13 protein-coding genes are annotated in these 12,925 nt (G+C 66.9%); 9 read left to right on the top strand and 4 right to left on the bottom strand.

The genetic code is table 11. From position 1 onward, the window contains the following. Positions 1-196: 196 nt before the first annotated feature. Positions 197-520 carry a ferredoxin FdxA gene (fdxA, locus tag ACERLL_RS13150; RefSeq protein WP_373656546.1) on the bottom strand — a complete coding sequence of 108 codons (324 nt, stop codon included), beginning with the start codon at positions 518-520 and terminating at the stop codon, positions 197-199. Positions 521-705: 185 nt separating this feature from the next. Between fdxA and ACERLL_RS13145 the strand changes: the two genes are divergently transcribed. Then, entirely contained in the window at positions 706-1,329 is a 624-nt protein-coding gene (locus ACERLL_RS13145; RefSeq protein ID WP_373656545.1) for an L-threonylcarbamoyladenylate synthase, read from the top strand. A 16-nt stretch (positions 1,330-1,345) separates the two neighbouring features. Here ACERLL_RS13145 and glnD read toward each other — a convergent pair whose 3' ends face one another. The 3 genes from glnD to sfsA all read right to left on the bottom strand — a co-directional run bounded on the left by glnD (position 1,346) and on the right by sfsA (position 5,678). Continuing rightward, the gene (gene glnD / locus ACERLL_RS13140; RefSeq protein ID WP_373656544.1) at positions 1,346-4,081 is read right to left on the bottom strand and encodes a [protein-PII] uridylyltransferase; all 2,736 of its coding nucleotides are present in this window, start codon (positions 4,079-4,081) and stop codon (positions 1,346-1,348) included. 33 nt (positions 4,082-4,114) lie between these two features. Next, positions 4,115-4,882: a type I methionyl aminopeptidase gene (gene map, locus ACERLL_RS13135; RefSeq protein WP_373656543.1), complete on the bottom strand. Its 768-nt coding sequence runs from the start codon at positions 4,880-4,882 to the stop codon at positions 4,115-4,117. A gap of 61 nt (positions 4,883-4,943) precedes the next feature. Continuing rightward, positions 4,944-5,678 carry a DNA/RNA nuclease SfsA gene (sfsA, locus tag ACERLL_RS13130; RefSeq protein WP_373656542.1) on the bottom strand — a complete coding sequence of 245 codons (735 nt, stop codon included), beginning with the start codon at positions 5,676-5,678 and terminating at the stop codon, positions 4,944-4,946. Positions 5,679-5,951: 273 nt separating this feature from the next. Between sfsA and rpsB the strand changes: the two genes are divergently transcribed. From rpsB to rseP, 8 genes are all read left to right on the top strand, one after another. Continuing rightward, the gene (rpsB, locus tag ACERLL_RS13125; RefSeq protein WP_373656541.1) at positions 5,952-6,722 is read left to right on the top strand and encodes a 30S ribosomal protein S2; all 771 of its coding nucleotides are present in this window, start codon (positions 5,952-5,954) and stop codon (positions 6,720-6,722) included. 116 nt (positions 6,723-6,838) lie between these two features. Beyond that, entirely contained in the window at positions 6,839-7,495 is a 657-nt protein-coding gene (gene tsf, locus ACERLL_RS13120) for a translation elongation factor Ts (RefSeq protein ID WP_373656540.1), read from the top strand. A gap of 45 nt (positions 7,496-7,540) precedes the next feature. Further along, complete coding sequence (gene pyrH / locus ACERLL_RS13115) at positions 7,541-8,248, top strand: UMP kinase (protein WP_373656539.1); 708 nt, start codon at positions 7,541-7,543, stop codon at positions 8,246-8,248. Beyond that, on the top strand, positions 8,245-8,802 hold the full coding sequence (gene frr / locus ACERLL_RS13110; RefSeq protein WP_373656538.1) for a ribosome recycling factor: 558 nt from the start codon (positions 8,245-8,247) through the stop codon (positions 8,800-8,802). The genes pyrH and frr overlap by 4 nt, the downstream gene beginning before the upstream one ends. A gap of 4 nt (positions 8,803-8,806) precedes the next feature. Next, positions 8,807-9,562 carry a polyprenyl diphosphate synthase gene (gene uppS, locus ACERLL_RS13105; RefSeq protein ID WP_373656537.1) on the top strand — a complete coding sequence of 252 codons (756 nt, stop codon included), beginning with the start codon at positions 8,807-8,809 and terminating at the stop codon, positions 9,560-9,562. Next, complete coding sequence (locus ACERLL_RS13100; RefSeq protein WP_373656536.1) at positions 9,531-10,346, top strand: phosphatidate cytidylyltransferase; 816 nt, start codon at positions 9,531-9,533, stop codon at positions 10,344-10,346. The genes uppS and ACERLL_RS13100 overlap by 32 nt, the downstream gene beginning before the upstream one ends. Next, positions 10,343-11,515 (top strand): 1-deoxy-D-xylulose-5-phosphate reductoisomerase, encoded by a 1,173-nt coding sequence (locus tag ACERLL_RS13095; protein ID WP_373656535.1) that lies wholly within the window; start codon positions 10,343-10,345, stop codon positions 11,513-11,515. The genes ACERLL_RS13100 and ACERLL_RS13095 overlap by 4 nt, the downstream gene beginning before the upstream one ends. Before the next feature lie 42 nt (positions 11,516-11,557). Continuing rightward, entirely contained in the window at positions 11,558-12,910 is a 1,353-nt protein-coding gene (rseP, locus tag ACERLL_RS13090; protein WP_373656534.1) for an RIP metalloprotease RseP, read from the top strand. The last annotated feature ends 15 nt before the right edge of the window (positions 12,911-12,925 follow it).

Genomic DNA, 12,925 nt, shown 5'->3' with positions numbered 1-12,925 from the left:
GTTGCCGCGCAAAAAGGGCCGGCAGCCTGGGCTGCCGGCCCTGCCCGTTGTGACTCGCGGCTTCCGCGGTCAGCCTTCAAGCCGTTCCACGTCCGAGACGCGATCCGCCGTGCTGCGGGCGCCCGGATGCCGGATTCGCGGAAGAAGGGCTGCAGGTAGAAGGGGGCTGGTTCGATACGCGGTGGGAAGCGGCTACTCAGCGCTCGAGCTGGTCGTACTTCTCTTCCACGTCGGCCCATTCGTCGGCGTCCGGCGGCGGGTCCTTCTGCTCGGTGATGACCGGCCAGTCCTGGGAGAGCTCCGCGTTCAGCTCCGTATAGTGCTCCCATTTATCGGGTAGCTCTTCTTCCCGGAAAATGGCCGTCACCGGGCACTCGGGCTCGCAGAGGGTGCAATCGATGCACTCGTCGGGGTCGATGACCAGGAAGTTCGGGCCTTCGTGGAAGCAATCGACCGGGCAGACCTCCACGCAGTCGGTGTATTTGCACTTGATGCAGGGCTCGGCCACGACAAATGCCATGCCTTCGCTCTCCTTGTTCCAGGGCTAAAGGGGATATTGTAACGTGCGGAATCGAGGACCCGTTTCGTAAAGCCTTAAAAAGTTGCGACAGTCGGGGCCGGGTGTCAACCTGCCCGGACTTGCACACGCTCCCCGATTGGACCAAATTCTGGGGAGTAAGTGCCAGCCGCACATGAGGTCCTGTCATGCGAACCATCGAGATCCGTCCCGAGTCGGTTCATCCACGCACCATGGAGCAGGTGGCCGACGCCCTCCGGGATCGGGAAGCGGTTATCGCTTTCCCCACGGATACCGGTTATGCCTTCGGCTGCGCACCGGGGGCCGCCCAGGCCCTGAAGCGCATCCAGCGGATCCGGGGGCTGAACGCCGGCCATACCTGGACCCTGCTTTGCGGAGACGAGTCCTGCCTGGGAACCTATGCCCGCATGGACACCCCGATTTTCCGGCAGATCAAGCGGGTGGTCCCGGGTCCCTACACCTTCGTATTCGAGGCCACCGCCGAGGTTCCCCGCCAGCTCCAGCAGAAGAATCGCCGGACCATCGGCATCCGGATCTCCGCCGACCCGGTGGTCCAGGCCCTGGTCCAGGCCCTGGGGACACCCCTGGTGACCACCACCGCACGCCTAGCGGGGGACGAATGGGCCTTCGAGGACGCGGCGAGCATCGGCGAGGAATGCGGCGACAGCATCGACCTGCTGCTCGATGCGGGGCCCGTGCCGCCCAATCCGTCCACGGTGGTGGATCTGACCCCGGAGGATCCGGAAATCCTCCGCTACGGCGCGGGGGATCCCGGACCTTTCGGCGGCTAGGCGGGGTGCCGGCCCTTCAGGAGGGGGCCGTTTCCGGCTCGAATTCTCGCCGGATGGCCTCGGCCAGGGCCCGACGGCGCGCATCCCTGTCTTCCGGCGGGCCCTGGTGGGAAAGCTCGAAGGTGTCCTCGGTGCGCTCCCCGAAGGTGGCCACCTTGGCGGCGTGGATCTGGCAGCCGAACTCCGAGAATATGCGGGCGATGCGGTAGAGAACCCCCGGGGCATCGGGTGCGATCACCTCGGCGACAGTTTCCTCGGGAGTGCTTCCCCGATAGAACTGTACCCGAACCGGGGTGTGGAAGTGGCGCTGGGCGCGCTCCCTGTACCCCTGGCGGCTCGGTGCCGGCGGCAGATGGGCGGGCTGGGTCAGCGCGGTGTACAGGTGCCCGCGGATCCTTTCACGGTCCCGCGGGTCGGCGACCGGGCGGTCCTCCTGGTCGAGGACGATGAAGGTGTCCAGCGCCCAGTGATCGCGCGTGGTGTGGACTTTGGCCTCCATGATGTTCAGTCCCAAACCCGCCAGGGTGCCGGTAGCCAGCGTGAACAGGCCTGCCCGGTCCGGCGTGTAGAGCAGTATCTCCGTGCCCCCCGCCCGGCTGTGCGGGGCCACTTCCACGATGGTGGGTCCGGAGCCGTTCAGGAGGATGCGCGTGTGCTGGGCCAGCTCCTCCGGATGGTAATGCAGCAGGTAGTCCTGACCGGTCCGTTTCAGGTGCGCGCGCACCTCCTCCCGCCCGAATCCCTCCGCGCTCAGCGTTTCGATTATCCGGTGCCGGATTCGCCGGGCGCGTGCCCGGGTGTCGGCGGGAACCCCGGTACGCAGCGCCTGGCGGACATTGAAGTAGAGGTCCGTGAGCAGCTGGGCCTTCCAGGTGTTCCAGACCTTGGGGCCGGTGGCCCGCATGTCCGCCTCGGTCAGCAGGAACAGGAGGTCCAGACGCTCCTGGGTGCGGACCCGGTAGGCCACCTCGGCGATCACCTCGGGATCGTGGATGTCGCGCTTCTGACTGGTCTGGGACAGGTAGAGGTGGTACTGCACCAGCCAGGCCGCCGTTTCGGCGTCCTCGGGGTCCAATCCCAGGCGGCGGCCCATACGGCGGGCCACCCGGGTACCCAGCAGGGAGTGGTCGCCGCCCTGGCCCTTGGCGATGTCATGACAAAGCAGGCCAAGGTAGAGGATCTCCGGGTGGCGGATGGTCCGGGCCAGCCGGCAGGCCAGGGAAGACTCCCCAAGCACGGAGGGATCCTCGCGGTAGAAATAGTCCGCCATCTCCATGGCGCGCAGGGTGTGCTCGTCAACGGGATAGATGTGGTAGAGGTTGTGCTGGGTCTGGCCGACGATACGGCCGAACTCCGGGATAAAACGGCCCAGCAGGCCGTAGGTGTTCATGCGCCGCAGCACCCCGGCCACCCGGCCGGGAACGCTCAGCAGCCGGATGATCCCCTCCTGCACGCGCTCGTCGCTTCGCACCGTGCTGTCCACCCTGCGCGAGCCGGACCAGAGGGCGCGCAGGGTGCCGGCCTCCAGGGGCGGCATCTGGTCCAGCTGCTGGAGGTTGGTGAAGAAGGTCAGGATGTGGGCGGGATCCGTCTGGAAACGCAGAGGGTCGGTGGCCTCCAGGTACTCGCCCCGATAGCGCATGCCCGGCCCCGCGGGGCGGGTGGCCGGGGCCGGCCCGGTCTGCTGCAGGGTCTGAAGGCCGATATTGGTGAGCGCCACCACCTGTCGAAGCGTCCGGTAGTAGCGCTTCATGAACTTCTCCACCGCCAGGGTGGCGGCGGTATCCCGGTAGCCGAAGCGGGCGGCCAGGGTGCGCTGATGGTCGAACTGCAGGCGGTTCTCGTTGCGCTCGGTGAGATAGTGCAGTCCGTTGCGCACCCGCCACAGGAATTCCTGGGCGCGGGACAGGGAGCGGAGCTCGGCCGCGGACAGGACGCCCTGCTTCACCAGGTCGCGCAGGGTGGCGGCGTCGTAGAGGTGCCGGGCCACCCAGAACAGCAGGTGCAGATCGCGCAGACCGCCCCAGCTCTCCTTGACGTTGGGCTCCAGGTTGTAGACCGGCCCGCCGTAGCGCTGATGGCGCTGCCGCTGCTCCTCCTGCTTGTCGGCGATGAAAGCCGCCGGATCGCCCCTTCCCCGCTTCCGGAAGTCGCGCCGGAAACGGTCGAAGAGGTCGCGGTCCCCGGCCAGGAGTCGCGCCTCCAGCATGGTGGTACGGATGGTGACGTCGGTTTCCGCGTCGCTCACGCACTCCGCCGGGGTGCGCAGGGCGTGGCTGACGGGCAGGCCCATGTCCCAGAGGAAATGAAGGAAGGGCTCCGCGAAGGCGGCGGCTGTTACGGCCGTGTCGTCGTGCAGGATCAGCAGGTCGATATCGGAGTGCGGGTGCAGCTCCGCCCGGCCGTATCCGCCCACCGCCAGGATGCACAGCGGCGCCGCCCGCCTCGCGTCCTCCAGGTAGTCCGGCATCAGGCGCCAAAGCTGCTGGAGGAGACGGTCGGTCAGATAGGCGTGGCCGCGGACGATCTCCCGGCCGGTGGCGCCTTCCTCGAAGCGCTGTCGGAGGAAGCCCCGGCCGTCCTCATAGGCGTCCCGGAAGAGCTCCAGGAAGGAGGCCTTGACCGTGCCGGTCCAGCCGCTGGGGGGCGGGTGCAGACGCTGCAGTCCGGCCACCAGCTTGGGGAAGTCGCGCTCGGCGAATATCCGCTCGCGATGGGGCAGCCGGTAGGGTGGCTGGGGGCCGGGAAGCATGGACGTTCTCCCCTGGGGCGTCCTCCTGCGCTGCTAGAGGGGGTCGCCCGATAGCTGGGTAAGCACCTCGTAGCCGTCCTCGGTGACGACCAGGGTGTGCTCCCACTGGGCGGAGGGCGAGTGGTCCTTGGTGACCACGGTCCAGCCGTCCTTGAGGAGCTTCACGTGGCGCTTGCCGAAATTGATCATGGGCTCGATGGTGAAGACCATCCCCGGCTCCAGGCTCAGCCCTTCCCCGGGGCGTCCATAGTGCATTACCTGCGGATCCTCGTGGAAGCCCTGGCCGATGCCGTGGCCGCAGTATTCCCGGACCACGCTACAGTGCTGGGATTCGGCGTAGGTCTGGATGGCGTGGCCGATGTCTCCCAGCGTGGTGCCGGGACGCACCTGCTCGATGCCCCGGACCATGGCCTCGTGGGCCACCTCCGAGACCTTCCGCGCTTTCTTGCTGGGCGCTCCCACGTAGAACATCTTGCTGGTGTCGCCGTGCCAGCCGTCCTTGTTGACGGTGATATCGATGTTGAGGATGTCCCCGTCACGCAGCTCCCGGTCCCCGGGAATGCCATGGCAGACCTGGTGGTTGACGGAGGTGCAGACGGATTTCGGGAAGCCGTGGTAGTCCAGCGGCGAAGGGTAAGCGCCCTGCTCGTTGACGATGTAATCGTGGCAGATGCGGTCCAGCTCGCCGGTGGTGACGCCCGGCTTTACATACGGGGCGATCATCCGCAGAACCTCGCCGGCGAGACGGCCGGAAACGCGCATCTTCTCTATTTCTTCAGGGCTCTTTATGTGAACCGACATGACCGATCCGTTAGCGGGTGGCTCAGGGTTTCGTTACAGGGGGATTATAGGGGTAAACCGCCTAAGAGGGGGACAGCTCGTGTGCGGGCCGCAAATCGACGGCCTCGGGGGTGCCGACCTCCATGCCCTCGGGCGTGATGCTCGTGCGATAGGCCAGCAGCTCCACGCCGGCCTCCGCCGCCTCGCGAAGCCGCTTGCCGTAGTCCGGATCGATATGATCCGCGGGACCGAACCCTTTTCCGTCAGTCCGGTTGACCAGGAAGAACATGACCGCGCGCCCGCCTTCCGCCGCCAGCTCCATCAGCTCGTCTAGGTGCTTGCGGCCGCGCTCCGTCACCGCGTCGGGAAAGCGCACCATCCCGTCCGGAGCCAGCAGGGTGCAGTTCTTCACCTCCACGTGGCAGGGGCCCTTATCGGGATCCTCGAGGAGGATGTCAATGCGGCTGTTACGGCCGTACTTCACCTCCCGGCGCATGCCCGCGTAGCCGGCCAGCTCGGGAACGCTTCCGGCGGCGATGGCCTCGGCCACCAGGGCGTTGGGGCGGTGGGTATTGACCCCCACCCAGCAGCTGCCGCTGTGGTACAGCTCCCAGGTGTATTTGAGCTTGCGCTTGGGCGAGTCCGTGGGGAGCAGCAGCACGGGCTGGCCCGGGTCCTTGCAGGTGGCCATGGAGCCCGAATTGGCGCAGTGGGCCGTAACCACCGAGCCGTCTGGCAGCTCCACGTCCGCCATGAACCGCTTGTAGCGGCGTATCAGATTTCCCTCGAGAAGGGTCTGCTCGAAGCGCACCGGCATCCTCGCCTATGGTTGCGGTCCAACCCGGGGTTGGTCCGGGCCCGGAAAAGTGGGCTATCCTAACGTAATCGGGGACCGTACCCCAACGAACGGCTCGATTGCCGTAAAAGGCCGTGGGTGGTATAAAACCGCCTTTACCGCGCGTCGGTTCGAATCGGCGCAAAAACGCACGTCCGCCGTCACATCCGGTGGGGTGCCCCGCTTGCCGCTCCAGGTAGGCGGGGTGACCGGATGCGGGCGGGCGGAGGCTCAACCCCCATCAGGAGCTATTCCATGGCGGCACAATACGTTTCCATGCGGGAAATGCTGGAAGCCGGCGTCCATTTCGGACACCGGACCAGCCGTTGGCACCCCAAGATGGGCCCCTACATCTTCGGCGCCCGCAAGAAGATCCACATCATCAACCTCGAGAAGACCGTACCGCTGTTCCAGCAGGCCATGACCTTCCTGCGGGACCTCTCCCATAACGGCGGCAAGGTGCTTTTCGTGGGTACCAAGAGCCAGGCGCGTGACGTGGTGGCCGAGCAGTCCCAGCGCTGCGGCATGTACTACGTGAACCATCGCTGGCCCGGCGGCATGCTCACCAACTGGCAGACCATCCGCAATTCCATCCGCCGCCTCAAGGACATCGAGCGCATGGCGGAGGACGGCACCTTCGAGATGCTGCCCAAGAAGGAATCCCTGCTGCTGGAGCGCGAGCGCACCAAGCTGGAGCGAAGCCTGGGCGGTATCAAGGACATGAACGGCGTGCCGGACGTGCTGTTCGTGATCGACATGGAGCGCGAGGGCATTGCCGTGGCCGAGGCCAAGAAGCTGGGCATTCCGGTAGTGGCCGTTGCGGACACCAACGTGAACCCGTCGCAGGCGGACTACATCATCCCCGGTAACGACGACGCTGTGCGGGCCATCAAGCTTTATGTGACTGCCGCCGCCGACGCCATCCTCGAGGGCCGTCAGGAGCGCGAGGTGGAGATGACCTCCACGGTGTCGGGTGACGAGGAGATGGTCGAGGTGACCGACGACGACGCCGGGGCCTCTTCCTGAGCCCGACTTCGGGAATCGCATGGCCAGCCGCCGGTCCGCCGGCGGCTTTGGCCGTCTCAAAGGGCCCGTGAAGGCCCGGCAGAGATCAACCGGATTGCAGGGAGTACAGTAGGGTTATGAGTATCAGCGCGCAGGACGTGAAGACCCTCCGCGAGCGCACCGGCGCCGGCATGATGGAGTGCAAGAAGTGCCTCACCGAGGCCGAGGGTGACATGGAAAAGGCCATGGAGATCCTCAAGCAGAAGGGGCTCGCCCAGGCCGAGAAGAAGGCGGGCCGCACCGCCGCCGAGGGCGTGGTCACCTCCTATATTCACGGTAACGGCCAGATCGGCGTGCTCCTGGAGGTGAACTGCGAAACCGACTTCGTCGGCAAGAACGACGACTTCCAGGCTTTCGCCCGGGACATCGCCATGCACGTGGCCGCCTCCAATCCCGAATACGTGCGCCGCGAGGACATCCCCGAGGAGCGGGTCGAGGAGGAGAAGGCCCTCATCAAGAGCCAGTCCGAGGAGACCGTGGCCGGCAAGCCCGACCACGTGGTGGAACAGATCCTCGAGGGCAAGCTCAACAAGAACCTCTCCGCCATTACCCTGCTCGATCAGCCCTTCGTGAAGGACCCCGACAAGACCGTGGGCGAGCACACCAAGGAAGTGGTGGCCAAGCTGGGGGAGAATATCCGCATCCGCCGCTTCGAGCGGTTTGAGGTGGGCGAAGGCATCGAGGTGGAGCAGAAGGATTTCGCCGAGGAAGTGAAAGAACAGCTCGGGGAGTAAGCCGAGGTGAGCGACCCGGACACACGGGAGCCGGCATACCGGCGCGTGCTTCTAAAGCTTTCCGGCGAGGCCCTGATGGGGGACGAGCCCTACGGGGTCAGTCGCTCCGTGCTGGAGCGCATTGCCAATGAGATCCAGGAGGTGGCCGCCGTCGGCGCCCAGGTGGCCGTGGTCATCGGCGGCGGCAACATATTCCGGGGCGTGGCCCCGGCCGCCGAGGGCATGGACCGGGCCACCGCCGACTACATGGGCATGCTGGCCACGGTGATGAACGCCCTGGCCCTACAGGACGCCCTGGAGAGCCAGGGGCTTCCTACCCGGGTGCAGACCGCCATCGGCATGCAGCAAATGGCGGAGCCCTACATCCGGCGCCGGGCCATCCGGCACCTGGAAAAGGGCAGGGTGGTCATTTTCGGCGCCGGGACGGGAAATCCGTTTTTCACCACGGACACGGCTGCCAGCCTGCGCGCCATGGAGATCGGGGCGGAGGTGGTTCTTAAGGGCACCAAGGTGGACGGTGTCTACACCGAGGACCCCATTACCAATCCCGATGCCATGCGCTACCGGCGGCTCACCTACATGGATGTCATTGCCCAGGACCTGAAGGTGATGGACGCCACCGCCATCACCCTCTGCCGTGACAACCGTCTGCCCATCGTGGTGTTCAACTGCGTCAAGCCCGAGGCCCTCATGCGGGTGGTGCTCGGGGAGGACGAGGGAACCCGGGTAGAGGGGGAGGAGGCAAAGTCATGATCGAGGAGATCGAGCTAGACGCCGAGGACCGGATGCAGAAGAGCGTCGAGTCGCTCAAGGACGACCTGAGCAAGGTGCGCACCGGGCGCGCTCATGCCAGCGTGCTGGATCCGGTCACGGTGGAGTACTACGGTAGCGACGTGCCGCTCTATCAGGTCGCCAACCTGACGGTCCCGGACGCCCGCACCATCAACATCAAGCCCTACGAGAAGGACATGATCCCGAAGATCGAGCGGGCCATCCACAACACCGATCTGGGGCTCAATCCTTCCGCTTCCAGCGACGTGGTCCGCGTGCCCATGCCGGAGCTTACCGAGGAACGGCGCAAGGAGCTGGTGAAGCACGTGCGGCAGATGGGCGAAGGGGCCCGGGTGGCCATCCGGAATGTGCGCCGGGACGCCAACCAGGATCTGAAGAAGCTCGAGAAGGACGGCGAGGTCGGCGAGGACGACGTGCGCCGCTCCGAAAAGGAGATCCAGGAGCTCACGGACCGCTACATCGCCGAGGTGGATGCCATCCTGGACGCGAAGGAAGCAGACCTCATGGAGGTGTAGCCCGTTGACGCACGAGCAGGGGGAAACGGCCCTTCGCATCCCCCGCCATGTCAGCGTGGTGATGGACGGCAATGGTCGTTGGGCCAAGCAGCGGCGCTTGCCGCGCGTGGAAGGACATCGCCGGGGTCTGGAGTCGGTGCGTGCCATTGTCCGCGGTTGCGGAGAGGCCGGGGTGGAGGCCCTTACCCTGTTCGCCTTCTCCTCCGAGAATTGGCGCCGTCCGGCCAGCGAGGTCAGCGCCCTGATGGGGCTGTTCCGGTTCGTGCTGGAGCGCGAGGTGGATGGCTTGCACCGCAACGGCGTCCGCCTCCAGGTGATTGGCGACCGGGAGGGTTTGGGGGACAATCTGCGGCGGCTGATCGAGCGGGCAGAGCAGGCCACCGCCGACGGCGACCGCATGACCCTCAACATCGCCGCCAATTACGGCGGCCGCTGGGACCTGACGCAGGCCACCCGGCAGCTGGCCCGGGAAGCCGCTGAAGGGCGGCTGGATCCCGCCGAGATCACGGAAGAGGGCATCCGTTCCCGCCTCGCCCTGGCGAGCCTGCCCGAGCCGGATTTGTTCATCCGGACGGGCGGAGAGCAGCGCATCAGCAATTTTCTGATCTGGCAGCTGGCCTACACCGAGCTGTACTTCACGCCCACCCTGTGGCCCGACTTCGACGAGCAGGCGCTACAGGAGGCCTTCAAAAGCTTCAGCAACCGGCAACGCCGCTTCGGACGTACAGGTGAACAAGCCAACGCGCTCACAGGCAATTAGATCCCGAACCCTTACCGCCCTCGTCCTGATTGCACTGATCCTGGCGGGGCTTTTCTATCTTCCCCCCCAAGGAATCCTTGCACTCGGCGTCGCCCTGGCGCTTGTCGGCGGCCTGGAATGGGCGAGCTTGATCCATATCCACGGCAGGGGGCGCTACCTCTACGCCGCCCTCATGGGCGGGGCCACTTACATCCTGACCCTGCTGGATCCGGTCGGGGTGGCCCTGGGGGCGGGCCTCTGGTGGCTCCTGGTAGCCGCCGAGGTCCCCGTCTTCCGGCCGCAGACCGATGAGCCGGTGTATCGCTCCCCCAACGCTTTGGCCGGATTGGTTACCCTGCCGCCCGCCATGGCCCTGCTGGTGCACCTGGTGCAGACGGATCCCTGGCAGGGGCTGGCGGTGCTGGTGGTGATCTGGACGGCGGATATTGGTGCCTATGCGGTGGGCAAGGCTTGGGGCAATCGCAAGCTGGCACCGCATATCAGCCCCGGCAAATCCTGGGAGGGCCTCGTGGGCGGGATGGCGCTGGCCGCCGCGGCCGGTGGCCTCCTTGCCTGGAAGTCCCCCCTGGCGGGCCCGGCTCCGGGGCTCCTCGCGGGGGTGGCGGTGCTGGTGGCGTTGATCGGCCAGGTGGGCGACCTGCTGGAGTCCATGTTCAAGCGCCGTGCCGGGATGAAGGATTCCGGGCAATGGCTGCCGGGCCATGGCGGGCTTCTGGATAGGATCGATAGCCTGACGGCCGGCGTGCCGGTGTTTGCGCTGTGCCTTTGGGGACTGGGGGTATGAGGCGCATCGTCGTCCTCGGGGCCACCGGCTCCATCGGTACCAGCACCCTGGACGTGCTGGCCCGGAACCCCGGGCAGTACGAGGTGCTGGCCCTGGCGGCCAACCGGAGCGGGGAGGCGCTGCTGGAGCCCTGCCGGCGCCATCGGCCGCGCTACGTGGTCCTGCGAGAGGAGGAGGCCGCCCGTAATCTGGCCTCCCGTCTCGAGGAGGAGGGGGTTGGCGGGATCGAGGTCCGCTGGGGGGATGCGGCCATGTGCGAGGTGGCCGCCCACCCGGAGGCCGATCAAGTGGTGGGCGGCATCGTGGGGGCCGCCGGGCTGGAGCCGACACTCGCGGCGGTGCGTGCCGGTAAGCGGGTGCTCCTAGCCAACAAGGAATGCCTGGTGATGGCCGGCGCCCTGTTCATGGACGAGGCGCGCCGCGCCGGCGCCACCATCATCCCGGTGGACAGCGAGCACAACGCCATCTTCCAGGTTTTCCCGGAAAACGGGAACATAGACGGGGTGCGACGCATCCAGCTCACCGCCTCCGGGGGGCCGTTCCGGACCCGCGCGGCCGATACCCTGGCGACGGTTACCCCCGAAGAGGCGGTGGCGCACCCGAACTGGGACATGGGGCGCAAGATCTCCGTGGACAGCGCCACCATGATGAACAAGGCCCTGGAGGTCATCGAGGCCCACTGGCTCTTCGCCCTCCCCCCGGAGCGGATCGCCGTGGTGGTCCATCCGGAGTCCATCGTCCACTCCCTGGTGGAGTACCTCGACGGCTCGCTGCTCGCGCAGCTCGGCCACCCGGACATGCGGACCCCCATCGCGGCCGCCCTGGCCCATCCGGACCGGGTCGAGAGCGGCGTAGCCTCCCTGGATCTGGCGAGCATCGCCGCCCTGCATTTCGAAGCACCGGATTTCGAGCGGTTTCCGGCCCTGGCCCAGGCCTACCGGGCCCTGCAGGTGGGCGGAACCGCGCCCGCCATCCTCAACGCGGCGAACGAGGTCGCCGTGGACGCTTTCCTCGACGAGCGGCTGGATTTCCCCGGAATCACCCGGGTGATCGCCGCCACCCTGGATGCTTCCTGTCCGGGGCCCGCCGACTCCCTGGACACGGCACGAGCCGCCGACGCGGAGGCCCGGCGCCTCGCCCGGGACGTGCTGGCCCGCGAGGGTCGGTAGCCCGGATGGTAAAGCGCAAATAAGCAAGGACGGCCCGCACGGATGGACATCCTCCATACCCTCCTAATGTTCGTGGTGGCCATCGGGGTCCTGATCACGGTCCACGAGTACGGACACTTCTGGGTCGCGCGCCGGGTGGGCATCAAGGTGCTCAAGTTCTCGGTGGGATTCGGCCCCGCGCTGCTTACCCGCAAGGGCAAGGACGGCGTCCAGTACGTACTCGCCGCCCTGCCTCTGGGCGGATACGTGAAGATGGCCGGGGAGGTGCCGGGGGAAGAGCCGGACCTGGCCCCGGAGGAGGCCCACCGGGCCTTCAACCGCAAGCCGGTTCCGCAGCGCATGGCGGTGGCTGCTGCCGGGCCGGTGATGAATTTCCTGTTCGCCGCTCTGGTCTTCGTGGCGGTCTATCTGATCGGGGTGCAGGGGCTGACGCCCCGCATCGGATACGTCGCGTCCGCCACCCCCGCCGCACAGGCGGAGCTGCGGGTTGGGGAGGAGATCCGCTCGGTGGCTGGGCAGCCGGTCCAGTCCTGGAACGAGGCCCGGGTGGCCCTGATGCAGGCCGCCATGGACCGGGAATTGGTTGAAGTCACCGTGGCCGACGGCGGGTCCAGCCGGCAGACGCGCCTGGATCTGACGGGGGTGGGCGGCGGCAACCTGCAGTCGGACTTCCTGTACAAAGCGGTGGGCCTGGGGCCCTACCAGCCAGTGGTGGTTGGCGAGGTGGTGCCGGATTCGCCGGCCGCCGCGGCGGGTCTCCAGGCCGGGGATCGGATTCGGGCCATCAACGGGGAAACCGTGGCTTCCTGGCAGCGCTTCCTGGACCTGGTCCGGGAAAGCCCCGGGGAGAAGCTCTCCGTGCAGGTGGCGCGCGACGGCCAGACGCGCACGCTTTCGGTGATGCCCGAAGCGGTATCCACGCCGGATTCCGGCAAGGTCGGCCAGATCGGCATGCGACCCCGGCCATTGCCGGCGGATCTCCAGGTGACGGTGCGCTACGGTCCCCTCGGCGCCCTCGTGGAGGGCATCAAGAAGACGGGCGAGATGCTGTGGCTGACCGTGGAGATGCTCGGCCGCATGGTGACGGGCTCGGTCTCAAGCGATAACCTCGGCGGACCCATCGCGATCGCGCAGTTCGCGGGGCAGTCCGCGGAAGCCGGGCTGGTGCCATTCCTCTGGTTCCTGGGCATGATCAGTCTGAGCCTGGGCTTTCTGAACCTGCTGCCGATTCCGGTGCTGGACGGCGGGCACCTGCTGTTCCAGGCCATAGAGGGAGTGCGCGGCCGGCCCCTGGACGAAGAGACCATGGCCCGCTGGCAGCAGGCCGGAATCATGGTGCTGCTCGCGGTGATGGTCTTCGCTTTCTATAACGACATTCAACGGCTGTTCCAATAATGCACGGCCTACGGG

It is taken from the genome of Thiohalorhabdus sp. Cl-TMA (assembly GCF_041821045.1).
GTDB classification, from domain to species: domain Bacteria; phylum Pseudomonadota; class Gammaproteobacteria; order Thiohalorhabdales; family Thiohalorhabdaceae; genus Thiohalorhabdus; species Thiohalorhabdus methylotropha.
The sequence above is the reverse complement of the archived record's forward strand: the minus strand, read 5'-3'. Positions and strand labels throughout refer to the sequence as shown.